Raw genomic sequence first — 22,776 nt, forward strand, 5'->3', positions numbered from 1 at the left:
GCAAGATGAAAGAGGGGGCGGCGTGACGCGGGCCTATCTCGACTGGAATGCCACGGCGCCGCTACGGGCCGAGGCGCGGGACGCGATGATCGCGGCGATGGATCTGGTGGGCAATCCGTCCTCGGTCCATGCCGAAGGGCGTGCGGCCAAGAGCCTGATGGAGACGGCGCGGGCGCAGGTCGCCTCGGCCCTCGGGGCGGATGGGGCGGATGTGGTCTTCGTGTCCGGTGCGACCGAGGCGGCGGCGCTGGCCTGTGCCGGGCGCGGTCTGCAAGGTGCCGACATCGAGCATGACGCCCTGGCGGCCTGGCTTACCTGCGACCTGCCGGTGGACCGGCAGGGGCGCGTCACGGTCGCCGATGCGGCGATCACCGCCCTGCAGGCGGCGAACTCGGAAACCGGCGTGGTGCAGGAGTTGCCGCAGGGGCTGGCGGTGATCGACGCCACGCAGATCTTTGGCAAGTTGCCCTTCGCCTTCAACTGGTCCGGCGCGCAGATGGCCATCGTCTCGGCGCACAAGCTGGGCGGGCCCAAGGGAATCGGCGCGCTGGTGATGAAGCGCGGCACCGACCTTCCGCCACAGTTGCGCGGCGGCGGCCAGGAGATGGGCCGCCGCGCCGGCACCGAGAACCTGCTCGGCATAGCGGGATTTGGCGCAGCCGCTGAGGCAGCCGCGCGCGATTTGGCCGATGACGTATGGACAGGAATCGAAAAACTTAGAACTATTCTAGAAAATGCTATTGCGGCTGCCGCTCCAGAGACTATTTTTGTCGGGAATGGTGCGCCGCGCCTGCCGAACACCTCGTGCTTTGCCCTGCCGGGGTGGAAGGGCGAGACGCAGGTGATGCAGATGGACCTCGCCGGGTTCGCGATCTCGGCGGGCTCGGCCTGTTCAAGCGGCAAGGTCCGCGCCTCCCGCGTGTTGCGGGCAATGGGATTCGACGACGACGTGGCCGGCAGCGCGATCCGCGTGAGCCTCGGTCCGACGACACGGGAAGAGGACGTGCTGCGCTTCGCCGAGGCCTGGGCACGTCAGTATCGGAAGAAATACGCGCCGGGGCTCTGAGCCGGGTGCATGACCGGAAACGCAGGGTGGCGCGCGGCGCTTGCCCCGGGACGACAGGAGATAAAGGCTGATGGCAGCTTTTGACAACATCACCGTGAAGGAAGGCGTCGAGCAGGAGACCGTGGACGCGGTCGAAGCTGTTTCGACCTACAAATACGGCTGGGACACCGACATCGAGATGGAATACGCGCCGATGGGCCTCAACGAGGACATCGTGCGTCTGATCTCGGAGAAGAACGAAGAGCCCGAGTGGATGACCGAGTGGCGGCTCGAGGCCTACCGCCGTTGGCTCAACAAGGAAGAGCCGACCTGGGCGATGGTCAACTACCCCAAGATCGACTTCCAGAAGCAGTATTATTACGCCCGTCCGAAAAGCTTCGAGACCAAGCCGCAGTCGCTGGACGAGGTCGATCCCAAGCTGCTGGCGACCTATGAAAAGCTGGGCATCCCGCTCAAGGAGCAGATGATCCTCGCGGGCGTCGAGGGTGCCGAAGATGCGCCCGCCGAGGGCCGCAAGGTCGCGGTGGACGCGGTCTTCGACTCCGTCTCGGTCGGCACCACCTTCCAGAAGGAACTCGAGAAGGCGGGGGTGATCTTCTGCTCGATCTCCGAGGCGATCAAGAAGCACCCCGAGCTGGTCAAGAAGTACCTCGGCTCGGTCGTGCCGGTGTCGGACAACTTCTATGCCACGCTGAACTCGGCGGTCTTCTCGGACGGCTCGTTCGTCTACGTGCCGCCCGGCGTGCGCTGCCCGATGGAGCTGTCGACCTATTTCCGCATCAACGCCGAGAACACCGGCCAGTTCGAGCGCACGCTGATCATCGCGGACAAGGGCTCCTACGTGTCCTACCTCGAGGGCTGCACCGCGCCGAAGCGGGACACCGCGCAGCTGCACGCGGCCGTGGTCGAGATCATCGTCGAGGAAGACGCCGAGGTGAAATATTCCACGGTGCAGAACTGGTTCCCCGGCGACGAGGAAGGCCGTGGCGGCATCTACAACTTCGTCACCAAGCGTGCCGACTGCCGTGGCGACCGTGCCAAGGTGATGTGGACCCAGGTGGAAACCGGCTCTGCCGTGACCTGGAAATACCCGTCCTGCATCCTGCGTGGCAATGAGAGCCAGGGCGAGTTCTACTCGATCGCCATCGCCAACAACCACCAGCAGGCCGACACCGGCACCAAGATGATCCACCTGGGCAAGGATACCAAGAGCCGGATCGTCTCGAAGGGCATCTCGGCCGGCGTGGCGCAGAACACCTATCGCGGTCTCGTGTCGATGCACCCGAAGGCGAAGAACTCGCGCAACTACACGCAGTGCGACAGCCTGCTGATCGGCGACAAGTGCGGGGCCCACACGGTTCCCTACATCGAGGTGAAGAACAACTCCTCGCGCTGCGAGCACGAGGCGACCACCTCGAAGGTGGACGACGAGCAGCTCTTCTACTGCCGCCAGCGCGGCATGGACGAGGAAGAGGCGGTGGCCCTGGTGGTCAACGGCTTCTGCAAGGAAGTGCTGCAGGCGCTGCCCATGGAGTTCGCCATGGAAGCCCAGCAGCTCGTCGCCATCTCGCTCGAAGGCTCGGTGGGCTAAGGCCCGCCGCGAAGGAGACGTCCGATGCTGCAACAGCTGGTCATGGACTCCGCCGGAGCAGCGGTCGGCGTCTTCCTGGGCGTGCTGATCGGGCTCGGCATGCGCAAGCGCAAGGGCAACACCGAGGGGCTTCTGGCCGACTCGGTGCTGCTTACCGCAAGCGCCGCCGCCGGGCTCGCGCTGCTTGTCATGATGGCGTTCCGCTATTTCCTGAACTGAGGCGCGGCCGATGATCATCACCACCACTCCCAGCATCGAAGGCCATCGCATCACGTCCTACAAGGGCGTGGTCGTGGGCGAGGCGATCATGGGCGCCAACGTGGTGCGCGATCTCTTCGCGCGGGTCACCGACGTCATCGGCGGTCGCTCGGGTGCCTATGAGGCCAAGCTGCAGGATGCCCGCGACGTGGCCATGCGCGAGCTCAAGGACCGCGCCGTCGCGCTCGGGGCGAACGCGGTGGTCGGTGTCGATCTCGACTACGAGGTGGTGGGCGACTCGATGCTCATGGTCTCGGTGTCGGGCACGGCGGTGGTGATCACGCCATGACCGAGGCGCTGGCTCGGCCCGAGCTGACACTGCCCGAGGCGGAGGCGGCGCTGCTGCGTGCGGAATACGCGCGTGCGGCGGTGATCCTCGAATACGGCTCGGGCGGCTCGACCGTGCAGGCCGGCGAGATGCCCGGCAAGACCGTCTTCTCGGTCGAGTCGGACAAGGACTGGGCGCAGATGATGCGTCGCTGGTTCACCGAGACCCCGCCCGCCGAGGGGACCGAGGTGGATGTCATCTGGTCCGACATCGGGCCGACCAAGGAATGGGGCCACCCGGTCGACGAGATCGAGTGGCGCAGCTTCCCGGAGTACCCGCTGAAGGTCTGGGAGCTGCCCGAGTTCCGCCAGCCCGACGTGGTGCTGGTGGATGGCCGCTTTCGCGAAGGCTGCGCGCTTGCCGCGGCCTTCCTGACCGAGAAACCGCTGGTGCTGCTCTTCGACGACTACGCACCGCGGGCGCACTATCACAAGGTCGAGCACTGGCTCGGCCGACCGCAAATGACCGGCCGCATGGCCCGGTTCGAGATCGTCCCACAGGCCTTCCCGGTGAAGGACCTGCTGCGGATCATGAAACTGACCGTGCGGCCCTGACCGCACCCCCAAGGAGGGAAACCTATGCTGGAAATCAAGAACCTTCAGGTGAAGCTGGAAGAAGAGGACAAGCAGATCCTCAAGGGTGTGGATCTGACCGTCGAGGCGGGCAAGGTGCATGCGATCATGGGCCCGAACGGCTCGGGCAAGTCGACCCTGTCCTATGTCCTGTCGGGCAAGGACGGCTACGAGGTGACGGGCGGCGCAGCCACGCTCGAAGGTCAGGACATCCTCGAGATGGAACCCGAGGAGCGCGCCGCGGCGGGTCTCTTCCTGGCGTTCCAGTACCCGGTGGAAATCCCCGGCGTCGGCAACATGACCTTCCTGCGCACCGCGGTGAACGCACAGCGCAAGGCCCGCGGCGAGGAGGAAATGTCCTCGACCGAGTTCCTCAAGGTCGTGCGCGAGAAGGCGAAATCGCTGAAGATCGACGCCGAGATGCTCAAGCGCCCGGTCAACGTCGGCTTCTCCGGCGGTGAGAAGAAGCGCAACGAGATCCTGCAGATGGCGATGCTCGAGCCGAAGATGTGCATCCTCGACGAGACCGACTCCGGCCTCGACGTCGATGCGATGAAGCTGGTCGCCGACGGCGTGAACGCGCTGCGCGGCGAGGGCCGGTCCTTCCTGGTGATCACCCACTACCAGCGCCTGCTCGACCACATCAAACCGGACGTGGTGCACATCATGGCCAACGGCCGCATCATCAAGACCGGTGGCCCCGAGCTGGCGCTCGAGGTCGAGAACAACGGCTACGCAGACCTGATCGAGGAGGAGGCGTAATGGCACTTCCCCAAGTCAAGCAGACCGCGACCGACGCGCGTCTGGCCGCGCTCAGCCTGCCCGAGGGCGGCTGGTCGCGCCCGGCCCGCGAGTCGGCGCTGGCGCGCGTGCAGGCCATGGGCCTGCCCGGCGGCCGTGACGAGTACTGGAAATACACCCGCCCCGACACGCTGACCGCCGTCGAGGCGCCCTCGGCCGCGGTGCTCAACGTCACCGACGAGGCGCCGGTCTTCGGCGCGCGCGACCGGCTCAAGGTCGTCTTCGTCGACGGCGTGTTCAGCGCCGAAGAATCCGACGAGCTGGCCCTCGAGGGGCTGACCATCGAGCGTCTTGCCGAGGCTTCGGACATCCACTGGGCCAAGGACCTCTACGGCACGCTGGAAACCAATGGCCAGACCCCGGTCGAGCGCCCGCTCGCCGCGCTCAACACCGCCTTCGCCACCGACGGCCTGCTGATCCGCGTGACCGGCAAGGTCGAAAAGCCCGTGCACCTGCTCTATCGCCACGAGAGCGACAGCTCCGACGCGATCCTGCACCACGTGGTGAAGGTCGAAGAGGGCGGCGATGTGACGTTGCTCGAATCCGGCCCCGCCGCCGCGCGCTTCAACAAGGTGATCGAAGTCGACGTCGCCGATGGCGCCGGTTTCCACCATGTGCGCGTGCAGGGCCGCGACCACGAGCGCCGCGCCGCGACGCATATCTTCGGCCGCCTCGGCACCGAGAGCACCTTCAAGACCTTCACCCTCACGGTGAACGGCGTGCTGACCCGCAACGAGGCGGTGATCGAGCTGACCGGCGACGATGCCGCGGTGCATATCGCGGGCGCCTGCATGGGCGACGGCGATTTCCACCACGACGACACGGTGTTTGTCACCCATGACGCGGTGAACTGCGAAAGCCGGCAGATCTTCAAGAAGGTGCTGCGCAACGGCGCGACCGGCGTCTTCCAGGGCAAGATCCTGGTCAAGCCCGGCGCGCAGAAGACCGACGGCTACCAGATCAGCCAGTCGCTGCTGCTGGACGAGGACAGCCAGTTCCTCGCCAAGCCGGAGCTCGAGATCTACGCCGACGACGTGGCCTGCTCGCACGGCTCGACCTCGGGCGCGATCGACGAAGACGGTCTTTTCTACCTGCGCGCCCGCGGCGTGCCGCGCGGCACCGCCGAGGACCTGCTGACCATCGCCTTCATCGCGGAAGCGGTGCAGGAGGTCGAGGACGAGAGCATCCAGGAAGAGATCAACGAGCTGGTCGCGGCCTGGCTGGGCCGGCGCCGCGGCTGATGTCGCTCTCGCGCGAGATCGCCGCGACCTACCGGGGGCCGGGCGCGGTGATGCGCCGCCTGCTGTCGCAGGGCCCCCGCGAGGACCGGGCGCTGATGCTCGTCATGGCAGCCTGCGCGATGTTCTTCGTCGCGCAAATGCCGGCGCTCGCGCGGCAGGCCTATCTTTCGGGCGCCGAGCTCAACCCGCTCATGGGGGCCTCGCTGCTGGCCTGCATGGTGATCCTGCCGCTCGCGCTCTACGTGCTGGCGGCGCTGAGCCACCTGGTGGCCAAGCTCTTCCGTGGCCGGGGCACCGGCTACGGCGCGCGGCTGGCGCTGTTCTGGGCGCTGCTGGCGGCAAGCCCGCTGGCGCTGCTCAACGGGCTGGTGGCGGGGTTCGTGGGGCAGGGCGTGCAGCTCTCGCTCGTCGGGCTCCTGTGGTTCGCGGTCTTCCTGTGGTTCTGGATCAGCGGCCTCAGGGCCGTCGAATGGCCCGGCGACCGGATGGCCGAACGGCCCGCTGCATGAGTGTGGCGGGCCTTCTTTCGCTGGCGTGGCAGACCGTCCTCGCCCCGCGCGACGTGGCGCGGACGCTGCTGGACCTGCGCCTGTCGCGCGAGGCGCTGCTGACCGGCTTTGGGCTGGTGGTGGCGCTGAACGCGCTGCTCGTCGGGCTGATGCAGCTCGGCGGCGAGCTGGGGTCCGTGGCCGGGCTGATGCCGGTGCCGATGGCGCTGTTTCTGGCGGTGATGCTGGCGGGCTCGATCGCCGCGCTGACCTGGGCCGGGCGCAGCTTCGGCGGCCGCGCGCGGCTCGAAGATGTGGCGGTGCTGCTGATCTGGCTGCAGGGGCTGCGGGCGCTGGCGCAGCTCGGCGTGGCGCTGGTCGGCGCGGTCTCGGGCGGCCTTGCGGTGCTGCTGGTGCTGGCCGCGCTGCTGGTCGGCCTGTGGATCCTCGTCGCCTTCCTCGACGAGGCGCATGGCTTCGGCAGCCCTTTAAAGGCGCTGCTGGTGCTGATACTCGCGACCCTGGCGCTGCTCGCGGCGCTGATGATGATACTCTCCCTGCTGGGAGCGGGCCCGAACGGGATGGCTAGCTATGTATGACGTGCAGAAAATCCGCGAAGACTTTCCGATCCTCGCCCGCGAGGTGAACGGCAAGCCGCTGGTCTACCTCGACAATGGCGCCTCGGCGCAGAAGCCGCAGGTGGTGATCGACGCGGTGACCCGCGGCTATGCCGAGGAATATTCCAACGTCCACCGCGGGCTGCACTACCTGTCGAGCCTTGCCACCGAGAAATACGAAGGCGTGCGCGGCACGATCGCGCGCTTCCTCGGCGCGAAGGACGAGGAAGAGGTGGTCTTCACCAACGGCTCGACCATGGGCATCAACCTCGTCGCCTACGGCTGGGCGATGCCGCGCCTGCAGGCCGGGGACGAGATCATCCTGTCGGTCATGGAGCATCACGCCAACATCGTGCCCTGGCACTTCCTGCGCGAGCGCCAGGGCGTGGTGATCAAATGGGTCGACGTCGACGCTTCGGGCGCGCTCGACCCGCAGGCGGTGCTCGACGCGATCACCCCGCGGACCAAGCTCATCGCGGTGACGCAGGTGTCGAACGTGCTGGGGACGGTCGTCGACATCAAGGCGATCTCGGCGGGCGCGCGCGAGAAGGGCGTTCCGGTGCTGGTCGACGGCTCGCAAGGCGCCGTCCACATGCCGGTCAATGTCGAGGATCTCGGCTGCGACTTCTATGCCATCACCGGCCACAAGCTCTACGGCCCCTCGGGCTCCGGCGCGATCTGGATCCGCCGCGAGCGGCAGGCCGAGATGCGCCCCTTCCTCGGCGGCGGCGACATGATCCGCGAGGTCCACAAGGACGGCATCACCTATGCCGAGCCGCCGATGAAGTTCGAGGCCGGCACTCCCGGCATCGTGCAGCAGATCGGGCTTGGCGTGGCGCTCGAGTACATGATGGGCCTCGGCATGGAGAACATCGCCGCCCATGAGGCGAAGCTGGCCAAATATGCCGCCTCGAGGCTGCAGGGGCTGAACTGGCTCAACGTGCAGGGCACGACGCCCGGCAAGGCCGCGATCTTCTCCTTCACCCTCGACGGCGCGGCGCATGCGCATGACATCTCGACGATTCTCGACAAGAAGGGCGTCGCCGTGCGTGCCGGCCACCATTGCGCCGGTCCGCTGATGGACCACCTCGGCGTCTCGGCGACCTGCCGCGCGTCCTTTGGCCTCTACAACACCGAGGCCGAGGTCGACACGCTGGTCGAAGCGCTGGAGCTGGCGCACGAGCTCTTCGCCTGACCCCGGCAACGCACCCGGCTCCGCCGCCGGATTTGCGTATTTGCAAAGAGAAGAAGCCCCGGAGGTCGCGCGGACCGCCGGGGCTTTCTTCTAGGTCCAAATATCCCGGGGGAGGCCGCGCAGCGGACGGGGGCGGAGCCCCCTCCGTGACCTGCGGGCCTATTCCACCGTCACCGATTTCGCGAGGTTGCGCGGCTGGTCCACGTCGGTGCCCTTGGCGATCGCGGCGTGATAGGCCAGAAGCTGCGCCGGCAGCGCGTAGAGCAACGGAGCAAGGCGCTCGTCGACCTCGGGCAGGGCGATGCTCTGCCAGATGCCGTCCCCGGCCTCCTCGATGCCGCGCGCGTCGGAGATCAGGCAGACCTTGCCGCCGCGCGCCATGACCTCCTGCATGTTCGACACGGTCTTGTCGAAGAGCCCGTCGCGGGGGGCCATGACGATCACCGGCACCGACTTGTCGATCAGCGCGATCGGCCCGTGCTTGAGTTCTCCGCTGGCATAGGCCTCGGCGTGGATGTAGCTGATTTCCTTGAGCTTCAATGCGCCTTCGAGGGCCAGCGGGTACATCATGCCACGCCCCAGGAAGAGCACGTCGCGGGCCTCGGAGACCTTGCGGGCCGCCTCGGCGATGGTGCCGTCGCGGTCGAGCGCGGCGTTGAACAGGCCGGGCAGGGCGCGCAGCTGCGCGAGCAGCTCGGCTTTCTCCGCGGTCGCCATCCGTCCGCGGACCTCGGCCGCCTTGATGGCGAGCAGCAAGAGCACGTTGAGCTGGCAGGTGAAGGCCTTGGTCGAGGCGACGCCGACCTCCACTCCGGCGTGGATCGGCAGCGCCAGATCGCTCTCGCGGGCGATGGTCGAGGTCTCGACGTTGACCACCGAGACGATCCGGTCGGCCCGCCCGGCGCAGTAGCGCAGCGCCGCCAGCGTGTCGGCGGTTTCGCCCGACTGGCTGACGAAGAGCGCCACGGTGCCCTTGGTGATCGGCGGCTCGCGGTAGCGGAACTCCGAGGCGATATCGACCTCGACGGGGATGCGCGCCAGCTTCTCGAACCAGTATTTCGCGGTCAGGCAGGCGTAATAGGCGGTGCCGCAGGCAACCAGCACCAGCCGGTCGACCTCGGCGAAGTCCAGCCCGGGAGCGGGCAGTTCGATCTCGTCGCCCTTGAGGTAGGCCCCGAGCGCCTCGGCCAGCACGGTCGGCTGCTGGGCGATCTCCTTGGCCATGAAGTGCTTGTAGCCGGCCTTGTCGACCTGCGCCTGGTCGAGCCGCACGCGCTTTTCCTCGCGCCTAACCGGCGCGCCGGTCTCGTCGAAGATCTCGGCGCCGGCGCGGGTGACCACGGCCCAGTCGCCCTCTTCGAGGTAGGTGATGCGGTCGGTCATCGGGGCGAGCGCGATGGCGTCGCTGCCCACGAACATCTCGCCGCTGCCGTGGCCGATGGCCAGCGGCGAGCCCTTGCGGGCGGCGACGATGAGATCTTCCTCGCCGTCGAAGAGGAAGGCGAGGGCAAAGGCGCCCTCAAGCCGTCCCAGCGCCTTGGAGGCGGCCTCGACCGGCGGCAGGCCCTGATCGAGGTGATGCGCGACCAGCATGGCGACGGTCTCGGTGTCGGTCTCGGTCTCGGGCGCGAGGCCCTGCTCGGCCAGCTCGGCGCGCAGCTCGCGGAAGTTCTCGATGATGCCGTTGTGCACGACCGAGACCTTGCCCGCCCGGTGCGGGTGGGCGTTGCGTTCGGTGGGGGCGCCATGGGTGGCCCAGCGGGTGTGACCGATCCCGGCCTTGCCCGCCAGTGGCTCGTGCACCAGCAGGTCCTGCAGGTTCACCAGCTTGCCGACGGCGCGGCGGCGGTCGAGCCTGCCGTTCTGCACGGTGGCGATGCCCGCGCTGTCATAGCCGCGGTACTCGAGGCGTTTCAGCGCCTCGACCAGCATGGGGGCAACCTCGTGCTTGCCCAGGACGCCGACGATTCCGCACATGGTCTTATCCTTCCTTGGCGTCTTGGGCGGCTTTCTGTGCCGCCTTCCGGGCGCGGAGCATCTCGCGCAGCTTGGTCGCGAAGCCCGGCTTGGTCACCTGTTTCGTGCGCCCCAGCGCCAGCGCGCCGGCGGGCACGTCCTCGGTCACCACCGAGCCGGAGCCGGTCATCGCGCCGTCGCCGACGGTGACCGGGGCAACCAGCATGGTGTCGGAGCCGATGAAGGCGTCCTTGCCGATGGTGGTGCGGTGCTTGAAGAAGCCGTCGTAGTTGCAGGTGATCGTGCCCGCGCCGATGTTCGTGCGCTCGCCGATATCGGCATCGCCGATGTAGGTCAGGTGGTTGGCCTTCACGCCCTCGGCAAGGTAGGCGTTCTTCACCTCGACGAAGTTGCCGACGTGGACCTCCTCGGCCAGCTCGGCGCCGGGGCGCAGGCGGGCGTAGGGGCCGACGATGGCGCCGCGGCTGACGTGGCAGCCCTCGAGGTGGCTGAACGCCCGGATGCGGGCGCCGGTCTCGATGGTCACGCCGGGGCCGAAGACCACGTTGGGTTCGATCTCGGCGTCGCGGCCGATGTAGGTGTCCCAGGCGAGGAAGACCGTCTCGGGAGCGGTCATCTGCACGCCCTCGTCCAGCAGTTCGGCGCGCTTGCGGGCCTGGAAGGCGGCCTCGGCGGCGCGCAGCTCGGCGCGGGAGTTGATGCCCAGCGTCTCGGCCTCGTCGCAGCGCACGACGCCCGCCGAAAGGCCACGGGAGCGGGCGATCTCGACGATGTCGGTGAGATAGTATTCACCCGAGGCATTGTCGTTGCCCACCGCGTCGATCAGCTCGAAGAGAGTCCTGCTTCCGGCGCAGACGACGCCAGAGTTGCATAGCGTGATGGCGCGCTCGGCGTCGGAGGCATCCTTGAACTCGACGATCCGTTCCAGCGCGTCACCTTCGGCGATCAGCCGGCCGTAGCGGCCCGGATCCGCAGCCTCGAAACCCAGCACCACCACGTCATGCCGCGCGCGGGCGTCGCGCATCGCCTCGAGCGTCGCTTCGGTGATGAAGGGCGTATCGCCGTAGAGCACCAGCGCGTCGCCGTCGAACCCGTCAAGCGCGGGACGCGCCTGCGCGACCGCATGGGCGGTGCCGAGCTGCTCTTCCTGGAGCACCACCTGCGCCTCCGGGGCAAACTCGGCGGTCGAGGCCTCGACCTCGGCCGCGCCATGGCCAGCCACCACGACCGAGCGGGACGGCTCCAGCGCCTGACCGGCGCGCAGCGCGTGCCACAGCAGCGGGGCCTGGGCGAGGCGGTGGAGGACCTTGGGGAGATCGGACTCCATGCGGGTGCCCTTGCCTGCGGCAAGGAGGATCAGAGCAAGGCTCATGCGGTTTCCTGTTTGTCTTCTGCCTGCGCCCGTTTTATCCGCTTGGGGCAGGGGGGCAAGGGACCCCGTTTCACGTTGGATTTCAGCCTGTGACAGGGCCGGGCGGAAGGGACAAGCCAGAATGCGTACGGTGGTCTTCGATCTCGACGGCACGCTTGCCGACACCAGTGGTGACCTGATCGCCGCGGCCAACGCCTGTTTCGAGGGCATGGGGCTGGAGGTGCGGCTCGATCCGCTGGCCGACGCGGGCATCGCGGTGAAGGGCGGGCGCGCCATGCTGACCGCCGGGCTCGATCGCGCCGGAGCCTTTTCCGAGGAGCTGATCGCGCGCTGGTATCCCGAGCTGCTGTCGGTCTACGGCGAGGCGATCGACCGCTACACCCGCTTCTACCCCGGCGCGCTCGAGGCTGTCGCGGGGCTGCGCGACGCGGGCTACAGGGTCAGCATCTGCACCAACAAGCCCGAGGGCCTGGCCGAGACGCTGATGCAGCGCATGGGCGCGCGCGGGCACTTCGACGCCCTGATCGGCGCCGACACGCTGCCGGTGCGCAAGCCCGATCCCGCGCCCTATGTCGCGGCGGTGGAACGCGCGGGCGGGCAGGTGGCGCAGAGCCTGCTGGTCGGCGACACTGCGACCGACCGCAACACCGCGCGGGCGGCGGGCGTGCCCTGCATCCTCGTCGGCTTCGGCCCCGATGGCACGGCGGTCTCGGCGCTGGAACCCGAAGCGATGATCGGGCATTTCGACGAGCTGGCCGGGGCGGTGGCGCGGCTGATCGGCTGAAGGGCGCGTCGGAGCGGCGCGCACATCGCTGTGTGCCCTTGCGCATTGACCGCGCGGCAGCGCGGGCGCATCAATGCCCCATGACCGAGCACCCGAAGACCGAGACCCTCACCGCCGAACGCTTCACCGGCAGCTTCACCCAGCAGGAGCCGATCCCCGAGGCGGGCATCGCCGCCGCGCTCGAGGTGCTGCGCCACGGCCGCCTGCACCGCTACAACACTGCCCCCGGCGAGACCGCCGAGACCGCGCTCTTGGAGCAGGAATTTGCCGCCTTCACCGGCGCGCGCTACTGCGTCGCCGTGGCCTCGGGCGGCTACGCGCTCGGCTGCGCCCTGCGCGCGCTCGGGGTGCAGCCCGGCGAGACGGTGCTGACCAATGCCTTCACCCTCGCGCCGGTGCCGGGTGCGATTGCTTCTCTCGGCGCGGTGCCGGCCTTTGTCGGGGTCACCGAGGATCTGGTGATCGACCTCGACGATCTTGCCGCCAAGCTGCCGCAGGCGCGGGTGCTGATGCTCAGTCACATGCGTGGGCATCTGTGCGACATGGACCGGCTCATGGCGCTCTGTGACGCCGCCGGAGTTCAGGTGATCGAGGATTGCGCCCACACCATGGGCGCGGCTTGGAACGGCACCCCCTCGGGGCGGCACGGGGCGATCGGCTGCTATTCGACGCAGACCTACAAGCACATGAACTCGGGCGAGGGCGGTTTTCTGGTCACCGACGACGCGGACCTTGCCGCCCGCGCGGTGATGCTCTCGGGCAGCTACATGCTCTACGAGCGCCACCTTGCCGCGCCGGGACCCGAGGCCTTCGAGCGGGTGAAATACGTCACCCCCAACGTCTCGGGACGGATGGACAACCTGCGCGCCGCGTTGCTGCGTCCGCAGCTCGCCGATCTTCCCGCGCAGATCGACCGCTGGAATGACCGATACCGCGCGGTCGAGGCGGGGCTGCGTGGCACACCCGGCCTCACGCTGATCGAACGCCCCGCGGCCGAGCGCTTCGTCGGCTCCTCGATCCAGGCACTGGTCCTCGACTGGTCGCCCGAGGCGATCCGGCAATTGCTGGCACGCTGCGCTGCCCGAGGCGTCGAGCTGAAATGGTTCGGCGGCCGGGAACCCGTCGCCTTCACCTCGCGTTACGACAGCTGGCGCTATGCGCCTTCCGAGCCCATGCCGGCCACCGACCGCATCCTGACCGGCATTCTTGACATGCGCCTGCCGCTGACCTTCAGCCTCGACGATTGCGCGCTGATCGCAAGGATCATCCGCGCCGAGGTCTCGGCGGTCTACCAGCAGGCAGCCTGACCTTCCGGGCAACCGGCCCGTTCCCAGTTCCAGACGCGGAGGAGCGTCCGACATGACCGACAGCACGACCGATCCCAAGCCCGCGGCAGCCCGCGCGTTCGACGCCATCCCCGAAACCGCGCTCGCCTGGCATCGTGCGGGGCGCGGGGCAGCGTTGGCGACGGTGATCCAGACCTGGGGCTCCGCCCCGCGCCGCACCGGCGCGCAACTCGCCATCTCGGGCGACGGCGAGATCGAGGGCTCGGTCTCGGGCGGCTGCGTCGAGGGGGCGGTGATCACCGAGGCGCTCGAGGCACTGGCCGAGGGCAAGGCGCGGGAGCTGGAGTTCGGCGTCTCGGACGATGACGCCTTTGCCGTTGGCCTCGCCTGCGGCGGCACCATCCGCGTGCTGGTCGAGCCGGTGGGCTCGGCGCTGCCCGAAGCGCTGCTGGCCGAGCTTTGCGAGGCCCGCGCCGCGCGCACCCCCGTGGCCTATGTGGCCGATCTGGACAGCGACGCACGGGCGCTGGCCTACGACGGGCACGAGACCGCCTTCCGCATGGACCGTTCGGGCTTCGTCGAGGAAAGTCGCAGCTTCGTCGCCATCCACAACCCGCCGCTGCGGCTCCTGGTGGTCGGCGCGGTGCATATCGCGCAGGCGCTGTTGCCGATGGCGCGCATCGCCGGTTACGACCCGGTGCTGATCGACCCGCGCGGCGCCTTCGGCTCCACGGCGCGCTTCCCCGGTGAGACCATCCTCGACGACTGGCCCGACGAGGCGGTGACGAAGCTGGGGCTCGACACCCGCACCGCGCTGGTGCTGCTCACCCATGACCCCAAGCTCGACGATCCCGCCATCGAGGCGGCGCTGCGCTCCCGGGTTTTCTACATCGGCGCGCTCGGCTCCAGCCGCACCCATGCCAAGCGCGTGGCGCGGCTGACCGAGGCGGGTTTCACCGAAGCCGAGATCGCGTTCATCCACGGCCCCATCGGCCTCGACATCGGCGCGTCCGGCCCGGCCGAGATCGCCGTGTCGATCCTCGCCGAGATGACCCGCGTGCTGAGGCAGGGCGCATGAAGTTCGGCCCGCTGCCGCTGGCCGGGGCAGAGGGGGCGGTGCTCGCCCATTCGGTCGCGATGCCCGGCGCGCGGCTGAAGAAGGGGCACGTGCTGACGGCCGGCGACCTCGACGCGCTGCGCGCGGCGGGTCTGTCGGAGGTCGTCGCGGCACGGCTCGAGCCGGGGGACGTGTCCGAGGATGCGGCGGCCCGGCACCTGGCGGAAGCGCTGCTGCCCGACCCGGAAGCCGCGCATCTGCGCATCGGCCCGGCGACCACCGGCCGGGTCAACCTGCATGCGCTCGGCCCCGGTGTGATCGAGGTCGACGCGGCGCGCATCAACGCGGTCAACGCCGTGCATCCGATGATCACCGTGGCGACGCTACGACCCTGGCAGCGCTGCGCGCCGCGCGCCATGGTCGCGACGGTCAAGATCATCTCCTACGCCGTGCCCGAGGCGGCGCTTGCGGCCGCTTGCGCCGCGGCGCAGGGCGGCGCGCTGCGCCTGCACCGGCCGGTGGCACGGACCGCCACGCTGATCGAGACCGACGTCGCCAACGATCCCGCCGCGCTCGGCGACAAGGGCCGCCGCGCCACCCGCGCAAGGCTTGAGCGTTTCGGCACCGAGCTCGGCCCGCGCGTGCTGGTGCCGCATCGCACCGCGCCGCTGGCGGCGGCGATCCGCAAGGCGCCGGGTGACATCATCCTCATTCTCACAGGCTCGGCCACCTCGGACCTGCACGACGTCGCGCCCGAGGCGCTGCGCGCGGCCGGCGGCGAGGTCAGCCATTTCGGCATGCCGGTCGATCCGGGCAACCTGCTGTTCTACGGTCGCCTCGGCACGCGGCCGGTGATCGGCCTGCCGGGCTGCGCCCGCTCGCCGGCGATCAACGGCGCGGACTGGGTGCTGGAGCGGCTGATCTGCGGCCGCGAGGTTAGCCCGTCCGAGATCGCCGCGATGGGCGTCGGCGGGCTGCTGAAGGAGCCGCCGTCGCGCCCGCGCCCGCGCGAGGGATGAGCGCGTCGGCTTCCGAGACGCTGCCCCGGCCATTCTTCTAGGCAGAAATATCCCGGGGGGACCGCCGCAGGCGGGCGGGGGCGGAGCCCCCAACTTCCCCGCCTCCAAAAGCAAAACCCGCCGGCGGCAGCGCGGCGGGTTTTCCTCAGCGGATCCGCGAAGGGATCACTTGGAATGTCTTACTTGACGGCCGGCCCGATCATCATGACCATCTGGCGGCCTTCCATCTTGGGCATGTTCTCGACCTTGCCCACTTCCTTGACGTCTTCCGCCACGCGCTCGAGCAGTTCGCGGCCAAGGTTCTGGTGGGCCATTTCGCGGCCACGGAAGCGCAGGGTAATCTTCACCTTGTCGCCACCTTCGAGGAACTTCAGCACGTTGCGCATCTTGACATCATAGTCGTGCGTGTCGGTGCCGGGGCGGAATTTGACTTCCTTGACCTCGATGGTCTTCTGCTTCTTCCGCGCTTCGCTCTCACGCTTCTGCTGTTCGTACTTGAACTTGCCGAAGTCCATGATCTTGCAGACGGGCGGCTTGGCGTTGGGCGAGATCTCGACCAGATCGAGCCCCGCTTCCTCTGCCATCTCCATCGCGCGAGCGGGAGTCTGCACACCGAGGTTTTCACCTTCGGCGCCGATCAGGCGGATTTCAGGAGCCCGGATGCGATCGTTGACGCGGGGGCCGGTGTCGCGCGTCGGGGGCGCGTTGTGAGGTCTGCGAGCTATGGTTTTCGTCCTTTGTTGCCGTGTCTCGTAGGCGCGCAAAGTAGTGCTCTGGGCGGGGTGTTTCAAGCGACAATTGGCCGAAACGGCGCATAGGCGAGCCTCAACCCGCTCATCCGGTGCGCGAGGCCCCGCGGATGACCCGAGGTGCGGGTGATCATGCGAAGCTGAGTGCCTATCTCACATCGACGCGACCTCACGCGAGACTGGAGACATTTGAGATGAGACAAGCGATTCTGATCGTCGGGGCCATCGTGCTGCTCGGCGTCCTGGTGTTCGGCATGCGCGGCGGGCAGGAGCCCGTGCCCGCCCCGATGGAAAACGCGGGGGCAGAAGCCGATGCGGCCGCCGAAAGCGCGGGAGACACGCTCGAGCGGGCCGCGGATGACGCCGCCGCCGCCGGCCGCGAGGCGATGGACCAGGCGGGCGAAGCCGCGGGCACCGCGATGGATGCGATCTCGGACGCGGCCGGCAAGGCCGCCGAGACAGTGGAAGGCGCGGCAGAGGCGGTGTCGGATGTCGCCAAAGACGCAATGGCCTCGGCCGAAGGTGCGGTTGAAGAGGCCCACGCCGCGGCGGATGCCGCCGCGCAGAACGCCGCCGGCACCGGTGCCGAGGTGGCGCGGCTGAGCGATGAGGAACTGCGCGAATTGTTCACGGTCGAAGGCTTCGACTACGACAGGGCCGTTGCCTACATCGAGCAGTCCGACCTTGGTTTCGCGGCCAAGGAGGCCACCAAATCCGCACTCGCCTCGGTAAAGGATGCGCCGGACCAGCTTGCCGCCGTGCTCGAGGAAGCACGCGAACGGCTCGGGCTCTGAGCGGGACCGGCGCTGTCACGAATTACCTGTGCCCGCGCGCGTTTTTTTGCGCGCGGGCGTGATCCGGAGCATGTAGGCTGCCGTAGCTGTCTCATGTTGAGGCCGATCATTCCGGATTTACGACAATGGCGATTTCGAAAGCGGAGCTGCTTCACCGCCAGCTTCCGCTGCTACTGACAATTGTATGCCTCGTGCTGGTTGCCGCGGTCCTGCTGGGCTGGGGACTGGGGGTCGAGGTTCTGGTGCGCGGCGCGTCCGGCCGGGCGGCGATGGTTCCAGGCACGGCAATCGCGCTGGCGCTGCTCTTCCTGGGGTTGCTGCTGCACCTGATGCAGGAGCACGCGCAGGACAAGGTGATCTTTTGCGCCGCCGCCGCCGCGATGGTGGTGCTGACCAATTCCGTCGTGGTCGCGCTCGATCCCGCGGGGCTTGACGCGCTGCTGAAAAGCCGCGCGCCACGCGACCGCATGTCACCGGGCACGATGACGGGCCTGCTGTCCGGGGCGCTGGGGCTGGCCGGACTGGGCAGCGCGCGGCTCTTGCGGCGCGAGGTGCCGATGCTTGCGGCGCTCTCCGGTCTGTCGGGGATCATCGCGGTGCTTGCGGTGCATAATTTCCGCCTTGGGGCACCCCTGTCGCTGCCCTTCGTCTCAGCGATGTCGATCTACACGGCGCTGTGCCTGCTGGCCTTCAATGCGGCGCTGTTGCTGGTTTCTCTGGCGCCCTCGGCGTCCAGCCGGGTCCCGGAGAGCCACGCGGACGGCTGACGCCCGCCCTTCGCGGCGGAGCGGGAAAAGAAAAAGCCCCGGCCGGGCCGGGGCTTTTCGCGATTTCGCGGCAGCGCGATCCTCAGTCGAGGAAGGCCTTTTCCACCACGTAGTGCTTGGGGTCCGAATTCGCGCCCTCTTCGAGGCCGTAATCCTCGAACATCTGCTTCAGCTCGAGGTTGAAAGCGAGGTTGCCGCAGATCATCGCGCGGTCGGTCTCGGCGTTCAGCGGCGGCACGCCCAGATCGGCAAAGGCCTCGCCCGAGCGCATCAGGTCGGTGATGCGGCCCATTTTCGGGCTCTCTTCGCGGGTGGTCGTCGGGTAGTACTTGATCTTCTTCCAGAAGCCCTCGCCGATCAGCTCGTTGAGCAGCTCGTCGGTTTTCAGGCTCTCGATCAGCGCGGCACCATACTCCAGCTCGCCGACCTCACGGCAGGTGTGGGTGATGATCACCTCGTCGTAGTCCTCGTAGGTCTGCGGTTCGCGCAGCAGCGAGGCGAAGGGCGCAAAGCCGGTGCCGGTGGCGAAGAACCACAGCCGCTTGCCGGGCAGCAGCGCGTCATGCACCAGCGTACCGACGGGCTTGGGCCGCAGGATCAGCTCGTCACCGACCTGGATGTGCTGCAGCTTCGAGGTGAGCGGGCCATCCTGCACCTTGATCGAGTAGAACTCGAGCTCCTCGTCCCAGCTGGGCGAGGCGATGGAATAGGCGCGCAGCAGCGGCTTCTGCTTGCCGGTCTTGGGGTCCGGATCGCCCATCAGGCCGATCATCACGAACTCGCCCGAGCGGAAGCGCAGGCTGGAAGGGCGGGTGACGCGGAAGGAGAACAGCCGGTCGGTCCAGTGCTTCACGTAGGTGATCGTCTGGGCGTCGGGAAGCACCATCTTCTTCGGCGCATCGGCTTTCGCTGCGGTGGCTTCGTTCACGGGTTTCATCTCTGTCATGATGTCTCTCGCCGGCGCGGGGCCGGTCCCTTGGCTATATCGGTGATGCAGGTCAGGGGAAAGGCGTCTTAGCCGCGCATCCGCGACTGGTAATCGTGCTGCTGCCAGTTGGCGCGGAATTTCCACTCGTCCTCGGGCTGGCGGGCGGCCAGCTCGTCCGAGATCTCGACCTCGTCGAAGCCCGAGCGGCGGGCCATGGCGTATTGGTCCGAGATCACGTGGCCGGCGGCGCGCAGCGTGCCGGTGTAGCCGCGCAGGCGCAGCAGGCGCGCCAGCGTGAAGCCACGTCCATCGGCGAAGCTGGGGAAGGCGATGCGCACGTGGATGGCGTTGTGCGGCACTTCCAGCGTCGCGGGGTCGGTGTCGGAGGGCAGGTCCAGCACGGGGGCGTCCTGAGCTTCCCAGGTGTCGGGGCCGAAGCCCTCGTCGGTCACGATGACGGTCATTGGCTCTGTCCTTCTCTCACGGCCTGGCCATTCACGAAATGGATGCCGCATTCAACCTTGTCTTCGCCGCGCCAGCGTCCGGCGCGGGGGTCCTCTCCGGGCGCGACCTTGCTGGTGCAGGGCGCGCAGCCGATGGAGGGGTAGCCCTGCTCTACCAGCGGGTGCCGGGGCAGGCGGTTCTCGTCCATGTAGGCGCCGATGTCCTCGGGCGCCCAATGCGCCATGGGGTTCACCTTGATGCGCCCGGTTTCCTCTTCGAGCTCGAAGAACTCGAGGCCCGCGCGGGTCTTCGACTGATAGCGCTTGCGTCCGGTGATCCAGCCGTCGAAACCGCCGAGCGCCTGTTCGAGCGGGAAGGTCTTGCGCAGGGCGCAGCAGGCGTCCTTGTCGGAGAACCGCAGCGCGCCGTAGGGGTCGCGCGATTGCAGCAGCGCCTCGTCGGTGCGGATGATCCGCACGTCCGAGAGGCGCAGCCGCTCGGCCACTTCGAGCTGGTAGTCCAGCGTCTCGGCAAACAGCAGCCGCGTGTCGATGAAGAGAACGGGGGTCGTCCGCTCCACCACTGCCACGAGGTGCAGCAGCGCCACAGATTCCGCCCCGAAGGACGAGACCATGGCGATGCGCCCCGCCTCGGGATCGCGCAGGGCCCCCTCCAGCACCGCGGTCGCGCCGTGATGCCGGTAGCGCGCGTTCAGCGCGTCGACCCGCGCGCGCAGCTCTGCCAGCTCATCCGGCAGCAGAGCCTTCGCGCCTGTCTCGGGCGTGTTGGGAGGGAGTTGAAGGGTCATCGGCTCAGGCCGCTTCCGCTTCTTCCGTCTCGTAGAGCGCCGTCTTGAACGGCGCCATGCCGAGCCGGCGATAGGCCTGCAGGAAGGTCTCCTCGGCGCTCTCGCGCTGGTCGAGATAAGCGTCGACCAGCCGCTCGATGGCCGGCACGATCTCCTCGTAGGAGAAGCCCGGACCGGTGCGCTCGCCGAGCGCGGCGGTCTCGGTGGCGTCGCCCCCGAGGGTGATCTGGTAGGTTTCGACGCCGCCGCGATCCAGTCCGAGGATGCCGATATGGCCCACGTGGTGGTGGCCGCAGGCGTTGATGCAGCCCGAGATCTTGATCTTCAGGTCGCCGATCTCGTGCTCGGTCTTGAGCTCGTCGAAACGGGTGGCGATCTGCGTGGCGATCGGGATCGAGCGGGCCGTCGCCAGCGCGCAGTAGTCCATGCCGGGGCAGGCGATGATGTCAGAGATCTTGCCGATGTTGGCGGTGGCAAGGCCATGCGCCTTCAGGATCTTGTGCAGCTCCGGCAGGTCCGACTTGTGGACATGCGGCAGGATCACGTTCTGCTCGTGGGAGATGCGCAGCTCGTCGTGGCCGAAGCGCTCGGCGAGATCCGCCAGCACGCGCATCTGCTCGGCCGAGGCGTCGCCCGGCGTCTGGCCATGCGCCTTGAGCGAGACCTGCACGATGGCATAGCCCGGCGCCTTGTGCTCGGCGAGGTTGGTATCGGCCCAGGAGCGGAACACCGGGTCCGCGTCATAGGCGGCGGCGAAGTCGTCCTCGGGCGCATTGCGGAAGGCGGGCGCGGCGAAGCTTTCCTTGATCTCGGCGAAGAGGTCGAGGTCGGCACCGTTGAAGGCGGCCTTGGTCTCGGCGAAGCGGGCTTCGACAAGGCGCTGGATTTCCTCGATGCCGTGCTCGTGCACGGTGATCTTGATGCGTGCCTTGTACTTGTTGTCGCGGCGGCCAAGCAGGTTCCAGACCGAGACGGTGGCCTCGACGAAGGGCAGCAGGTCCGCCTGCGGCACGAAGTCCGACAGCACCTTGCCGATCATCGGGGTCCGGCCGAGGCCGCCACCGACGAGCACGCGGTAGCCGATCTGGCCGTCCTTCGAGACGATCTCGATGCCGATGTCATGCGCCTTGATCACCGCGCGGTCGTTCGGCGCGCCGGTGACGGCGATCTTGAACTTGCGCGGCAGGAACTGGAACTCGGGGTGGTCAGTGGACCACTGGCGCAGCAGCTCGGCCACCGGGCGCGGGTCGGCGATCTCGTCGGCGGCGGCGCCGGCGAAATGGTCCGCGGTCACGTTGCGGATGGTGTTGCCCGAGGTCTGGATGGCGTGCAGGTTCACCTCGGCCAGCGCGTCGAGCATGTCCGGCACATCCGAGAGCTTCGGCCAGTTGTACTGGATGTTCTGGCGGGTGGTGAAATGGCCGTAGCCCTTGTCCCACTTCTCGGCCAGCAGCGCCAGTTGGCGCATCTGCGCCGACGAGAGCGTGCCATAGGGGATTGCCACGCGCAGCATGTAGGCGTGCAACTGCAGGTAGAGACCGTTCATCAGGCGCAGCGGCTTGAATTCGTCCTCGGTCAGGTTGCCGGCGATGCGGCGCTCGACCTGGGCGCGGAACTGGCGGTTGCGTTCCTGGATGAAGGCGGTGTCGAACTCGGTGTAGCGGTACATCTGGGTCTCCTGCGTCTGGCCTGGTCGCTGCGTGGGGGAGGGGCGCCGGATCAGGCGTCGGCTTCGGCCTGCTTGCCGTGGAAGTAGTTCGAGGGGCCGGTGCGGCGGAACTCCTCGCGGAAGTGCGTGGGCTCGGCACCCTGGGTGCCCAGCTTGACGTCGGCGAGGTAGACGCCGACCGCCTCGGAGGGGCGGGCCTGCGCGTCGAGCAGGCGGATCTGCGCGATGGCCTCGTCGCTGAGGACCTCGGCCTTGGTCAGATCTCGCACCCAGCTGTCATCGGCTGCGAGATAGATCACGTCGCCTTCGATCAGCGCGTTGGCGGTGACGACCTTGGGCGTGAAGGGCTTCGGCATCGGGGTACACTCCGAGAGGGGGTTCGTTGCGGCTTAATATAGAATTTTGTCCCCCCTTGCGGCCAGAGGGGGAGAAATATAAGGACATCTGTTCCGGTCTGTGGTTAAGGATGGGGCGGACGTTCCAACGTGGACGAAAGGACGGAACAGCAATGACGATCGACGAGACCGACCGGAAAATCCTTCTGGAACTGCAGGAGGACGCGGGACGCTCGCTGGATGAGATTGCCCGCGCCGTAGGCTCCTCGAAGACCCCGGTGTGGAATCGCATCCGCAAGATGCGCGAGGCCGGGATCATTGGCCCGCAGGTGGTGATCCCCGATCCCGAGAAGCTGGGGTTCGAGGCCTGTTTCTTCGTGCTGATCCGCACCTCCGAGCACGAGGCCGACTGGCAGCGCAAGTTCCTGAAGGCGCTGCGCGAGCGGCCCGAGGTGATGGAGGCGCACCGCCTCGCCGGCGAGATCGACTACATCCTCAAGGTGCGGGTGAAGAATGCGCGCGCCTATGACGTCTTCTACCAGGCGTTGATTTCCGAGGTGAAGGTCTACAACGTGACGGCGCTGCTCTCGATGGAAGAGATCAAGAACACCAACGCGCTGCCGCTCTAGG

The 22,776-nt window shown here is 68.0% G+C and carries 25 protein-coding genes; 17 read left to right on the forward strand and 8 right to left on the reverse strand.

Translation table 11 applies throughout. The features are described 5' to 3' along the window. The first annotated feature begins 22 nt into the window (after positions 1-22). From IQ782_RS00700 to IQ782_RS00745, 10 genes are all read left to right on the forward strand, one after another. Positions 23-1,066, forward strand: coding sequence for an aminotransferase class V-fold PLP-dependent enzyme (locus IQ782_RS00700; RefSeq protein WP_194132694.1), 1,044 nt, complete (start codon positions 23-25; stop codon positions 1,064-1,066). Between the two features lie 70 nt (positions 1,067-1,136). Further along, positions 1,137-2,657, forward strand: coding sequence for a Fe-S cluster assembly protein SufB (gene sufB, locus IQ782_RS00705; RefSeq protein WP_194132695.1), 1,521 nt, complete (start codon positions 1,137-1,139; stop codon positions 2,655-2,657). Between the two features lie 24 nt (positions 2,658-2,681). Beyond that, positions 2,682-2,876, forward strand: a complete 195-nt coding sequence (locus IQ782_RS00710; protein WP_194132696.1) for a hypothetical protein — start codon at positions 2,682-2,684, stop codon at positions 2,874-2,876. 10 nt (positions 2,877-2,886) lie between these two features. Next, positions 2,887-3,204 carry a heavy metal-binding domain-containing protein gene (locus IQ782_RS00715; RefSeq protein WP_194132697.1) on the forward strand — a complete coding sequence of 106 codons (318 nt, stop codon included), beginning with the start codon at positions 2,887-2,889 and terminating at the stop codon, positions 3,202-3,204. Beyond that, a complete protein-coding gene (locus IQ782_RS00720) occupies positions 3,201-3,797 on the forward strand; it encodes a hypothetical protein (protein ID WP_194132698.1) in 597 nt (198 codons plus the stop codon). Before IQ782_RS00715 ends, IQ782_RS00720 begins: the two co-directional genes overlap by 4 nt. Positions 3,798-3,821: 24 nt before the next feature. After that, the gene (sufC, locus tag IQ782_RS00725; RefSeq protein WP_194132699.1) at positions 3,822-4,577 is read left to right on the forward strand and encodes a Fe-S cluster assembly ATPase SufC; all 756 of its coding nucleotides are present in this window, start codon (positions 3,822-3,824) and stop codon (positions 4,575-4,577) included. Next, positions 4,577-5,857 (forward strand): Fe-S cluster assembly protein SufD, encoded by a 1,281-nt coding sequence (gene sufD / locus IQ782_RS00730; RefSeq protein WP_194132700.1) that lies wholly within the window; start codon positions 4,577-4,579, stop codon positions 5,855-5,857. The genes sufC and sufD overlap by 1 nt, the downstream gene beginning before the upstream one ends. Beyond that, positions 5,857-6,366, forward strand: coding sequence for a YIP1 family protein (locus tag IQ782_RS00735; RefSeq protein ID WP_194132701.1), 510 nt, complete (start codon positions 5,857-5,859; stop codon positions 6,364-6,366). The genes sufD and IQ782_RS00735 overlap by 1 nt, the downstream gene beginning before the upstream one ends. Then, positions 6,363-6,944, forward strand: coding sequence for a YIP1 family protein (locus IQ782_RS00740; RefSeq protein ID WP_194132702.1), 582 nt, complete (start codon positions 6,363-6,365; stop codon positions 6,942-6,944). Before IQ782_RS00735 ends, IQ782_RS00740 begins: the two co-directional genes overlap by 4 nt. Beyond that, positions 6,937-8,157, forward strand: a complete 1,221-nt coding sequence (locus tag IQ782_RS00745) for a cysteine desulfurase (RefSeq protein ID WP_194132703.1) — start codon at positions 6,937-6,939, stop codon at positions 8,155-8,157. Before IQ782_RS00740 ends, IQ782_RS00745 begins: the two co-directional genes overlap by 8 nt. 159 nt (positions 8,158-8,316) lie before the next feature. Here the strand turns inward: IQ782_RS00745 and glmS are convergent, their stop codons facing one another. Both glmS and glmU read right to left on the reverse strand, forming a co-directional pair. After that, on the reverse strand, positions 8,317-10,134 hold the full coding sequence (glmS, locus tag IQ782_RS00750) for a glutamine--fructose-6-phosphate transaminase (isomerizing) (RefSeq protein WP_194132704.1): 1,818 nt from the start codon (positions 10,132-10,134) through the stop codon (positions 8,317-8,319). 4 nt (positions 10,135-10,138) lie between these two features. Beyond that, positions 10,139-11,506 (reverse strand): bifunctional UDP-N-acetylglucosamine diphosphorylase/glucosamine-1-phosphate N-acetyltransferase GlmU, encoded by a 1,368-nt coding sequence (glmU, locus tag IQ782_RS00755; RefSeq protein WP_194132705.1) that lies wholly within the window; start codon positions 11,504-11,506, stop codon positions 10,139-10,141. Between the two features lie 121 nt (positions 11,507-11,627). On the opposite strand from glmU, the gene IQ782_RS00760 reads away from it, so the two are divergent. The 4 genes from IQ782_RS00760 (at position 11,628) to IQ782_RS00775 (ending at position 15,652) form a co-directional block, all read left to right on the forward strand. Then, positions 11,628-12,290 carry an HAD-IA family hydrolase gene (locus tag IQ782_RS00760; protein ID WP_194132706.1) on the forward strand — a complete coding sequence of 221 codons (663 nt, stop codon included), beginning with the start codon at positions 11,628-11,630 and terminating at the stop codon, positions 12,288-12,290. 80 nt (positions 12,291-12,370) lie between these two features. Beyond that, positions 12,371-13,597, forward strand: coding sequence for a DegT/DnrJ/EryC1/StrS family aminotransferase (locus IQ782_RS00765; RefSeq protein ID WP_194132707.1), 1,227 nt, complete (start codon positions 12,371-12,373; stop codon positions 13,595-13,597). A 52-nt stretch (positions 13,598-13,649) separates the two neighbouring features. Further along, the gene (locus IQ782_RS00770) at positions 13,650-14,654 is read left to right on the forward strand and encodes an XdhC family protein (RefSeq protein WP_194132708.1); all 1,005 of its coding nucleotides are present in this window, start codon (positions 13,650-13,652) and stop codon (positions 14,652-14,654) included. Further along, on the forward strand, positions 14,651-15,652 hold the full coding sequence (locus tag IQ782_RS00775) for a molybdopterin-binding protein (RefSeq protein ID WP_194132709.1): 1,002 nt from the start codon (positions 14,651-14,653) through the stop codon (positions 15,650-15,652). The genes IQ782_RS00770 and IQ782_RS00775 overlap by 4 nt, the downstream gene beginning before the upstream one ends. Positions 15,653-15,831: 179 nt before the next feature. On the opposite strand, the gene infC is transcribed toward IQ782_RS00775, so the two are convergent. Then, entirely contained in the window at positions 15,832-16,416 is a 585-nt protein-coding gene (gene infC / locus IQ782_RS00780; protein ID WP_338092529.1) for a translation initiation factor IF-3, read from the reverse strand. Between the two features lie 179 nt (positions 16,417-16,595). Between infC and IQ782_RS00785 the strand changes: the two genes are divergently transcribed. Together IQ782_RS00785 and IQ782_RS00790 are read left to right on the forward strand one after the other, a co-directional pair. After that, a complete protein-coding gene (locus tag IQ782_RS00785) occupies positions 16,596-17,195 on the forward strand; it encodes a hypothetical protein (protein WP_194132710.1) in 600 nt (199 codons plus the stop codon). 125 nt (positions 17,196-17,320) lie between these two features. Continuing rightward, on the forward strand, positions 17,321-17,962 hold the full coding sequence (locus tag IQ782_RS00790; protein ID WP_194132711.1) for a hypothetical protein: 642 nt from the start codon (positions 17,321-17,323) through the stop codon (positions 17,960-17,962). An 82-nt stretch (positions 17,963-18,044) separates the two neighbouring features. On the opposite strand, the gene IQ782_RS00795 is transcribed toward IQ782_RS00790, so the two are convergent. The 5 genes from IQ782_RS00795 to IQ782_RS00815 form a co-directional block, all read right to left on the reverse strand. After that, a complete protein-coding gene (locus IQ782_RS00795) occupies positions 18,045-18,899 on the reverse strand; it encodes a ferredoxin--NADP reductase (RefSeq protein ID WP_277347828.1) in 855 nt (284 codons plus the stop codon). Positions 18,900-18,976: 77 nt separating this feature from the next. Next, positions 18,977-19,354 carry a DUF934 domain-containing protein gene (locus IQ782_RS00800; RefSeq protein WP_194132713.1) on the reverse strand — a complete coding sequence of 126 codons (378 nt, stop codon included), beginning with the start codon at positions 19,352-19,354 and terminating at the stop codon, positions 18,977-18,979. Then, positions 19,351-20,142 (reverse strand): phosphoadenylyl-sulfate reductase, encoded by a 792-nt coding sequence (locus IQ782_RS00805; RefSeq protein ID WP_194132714.1) that lies wholly within the window; start codon positions 20,140-20,142, stop codon positions 19,351-19,353. Before IQ782_RS00805 ends, IQ782_RS00800 begins: the two co-directional genes overlap by 4 nt. 4 nt (positions 20,143-20,146) lie before the next feature. After that, positions 20,147-21,811 (reverse strand): nitrite/sulfite reductase, encoded by a 1,665-nt coding sequence (locus IQ782_RS00810; protein ID WP_194132715.1) that lies wholly within the window; start codon positions 21,809-21,811, stop codon positions 20,147-20,149. 50 nt (positions 21,812-21,861) lie between these two features. Further along, on the reverse strand, positions 21,862-22,167 hold the full coding sequence (locus tag IQ782_RS00815; protein ID WP_194132716.1) for a DUF2849 domain-containing protein: 306 nt from the start codon (positions 22,165-22,167) through the stop codon (positions 21,862-21,864). Positions 22,168-22,319: 152 nt separating this feature from the next. Between IQ782_RS00815 and IQ782_RS00820 the strand changes: the two genes are divergently transcribed. Beyond that, entirely contained in the window at positions 22,320-22,775 is a 456-nt protein-coding gene (locus IQ782_RS00820; RefSeq protein WP_194132717.1) for an Lrp/AsnC family transcriptional regulator, read from the forward strand. Position 22,776: the final 1 nt, after the last annotated feature.

It is taken from the genome of Salipiger mangrovisoli (assembly GCF_015223355.1).
GTDB classification, from domain to species: Bacteria; Pseudomonadota; Alphaproteobacteria; order Rhodobacterales; family Rhodobacteraceae; genus Salipiger; species Salipiger mangrovisoli.

Bases quoted from the DNA above. Each gene is read 5' to 3' on its own strand.
- sufB (WP_194132695.1), top strand. From the start codon at position 1,137: ATGGCAGCTTTTGACAACATCACCGTGAAGGAAGGCGTCGAGCAGGAG.
- IQ782_RS00710 (WP_194132696.1), top strand. From the start codon at position 2,682: ATGCTGCAACAGCTGGTCATGGACTCCGCCGGAGCAGCGGTCGGCGTC.
- IQ782_RS00715 (WP_194132697.1), top strand. From the start codon at position 2,887: ATGATCATCACCACCACTCCCAGCATCGAAGGCCATCGCATCACGTCC.
- IQ782_RS00720 (WP_194132698.1), top strand. From the start codon at position 3,201: ATGACCGAGGCGCTGGCTCGGCCCGAGCTGACACTGCCCGAGGCGGAG.
- sufC (WP_194132699.1), top strand. From the start codon at position 3,822: ATGCTGGAAATCAAGAACCTTCAGGTGAAGCTGGAAGAAGAGGACAAG.
- sufD (WP_194132700.1), top strand. From the start codon at position 4,577: ATGGCACTTCCCCAAGTCAAGCAGACCGCGACCGACGCGCGTCTGGCC.
- IQ782_RS00735 (WP_194132701.1), top strand. From the start codon at position 5,857: ATGTCGCTCTCGCGCGAGATCGCCGCGACCTACCGGGGGCCGGGCGCG.
- IQ782_RS00740 (WP_194132702.1), top strand. From the start codon at position 6,363: ATGAGTGTGGCGGGCCTTCTTTCGCTGGCGTGGCAGACCGTCCTCGCC.
- IQ782_RS00745 (WP_194132703.1), top strand. From the start codon at position 6,937: ATGTATGACGTGCAGAAAATCCGCGAAGACTTTCCGATCCTCGCCCGC.
- glmS (WP_194132704.1), bottom strand. From the start codon at position 10,134: ATGTGCGGAATCGTCGGCGTCCTGGGCAAGCACGAGGTTGCCCCCATG.
- glmU (WP_194132705.1), bottom strand. From the start codon at position 11,506: ATGAGCCTTGCTCTGATCCTCCTTGCCGCAGGCAAGGGCACCCGCATG.
- IQ782_RS00760 (WP_194132706.1), top strand. From the start codon at position 11,628: ATGCGTACGGTGGTCTTCGATCTCGACGGCACGCTTGCCGACACCAGT.
- IQ782_RS00765 (WP_194132707.1), top strand. From the start codon at position 12,371: ATGACCGAGCACCCGAAGACCGAGACCCTCACCGCCGAACGCTTCACC.
- IQ782_RS00770 (WP_194132708.1), top strand. From the start codon at position 13,650: ATGACCGACAGCACGACCGATCCCAAGCCCGCGGCAGCCCGCGCGTTC.
- IQ782_RS00775 (WP_194132709.1), top strand. From the start codon at position 14,651: ATGAAGTTCGGCCCGCTGCCGCTGGCCGGGGCAGAGGGGGCGGTGCTC.
- IQ782_RS00785 (WP_194132710.1), top strand. From the start codon at position 16,596: ATGAGACAAGCGATTCTGATCGTCGGGGCCATCGTGCTGCTCGGCGTC.
- IQ782_RS00790 (WP_194132711.1), top strand. From the start codon at position 17,321: ATGGCGATTTCGAAAGCGGAGCTGCTTCACCGCCAGCTTCCGCTGCTA.
- IQ782_RS00795 (WP_277347828.1), bottom strand. From the start codon at position 18,899: ATGAAACCCGTGAACGAAGCCACCGCAGCGAAAGCCGATGCGCCGAAG.
- IQ782_RS00800 (WP_194132713.1), bottom strand. From the start codon at position 19,354: ATGACCGTCATCGTGACCGACGAGGGCTTCGGCCCCGACACCTGGGAA.
- IQ782_RS00805 (WP_194132714.1), bottom strand. From the start codon at position 20,142: ATGACCCTTCAACTCCCTCCCAACACGCCCGAGACAGGCGCGAAGGCT.
- IQ782_RS00810 (WP_194132715.1), bottom strand. From the start codon at position 21,811: ATGTACCGCTACACCGAGTTCGACACCGCCTTCATCCAGGAACGCAAC.
- IQ782_RS00815 (WP_194132716.1), bottom strand. From the start codon at position 22,167: ATGCCGAAGCCCTTCACGCCCAAGGTCGTCACCGCCAACGCGCTGATC.
- IQ782_RS00820 (WP_194132717.1), top strand. From the start codon at position 22,320: ATGACGATCGACGAGACCGACCGGAAAATCCTTCTGGAACTGCAGGAG.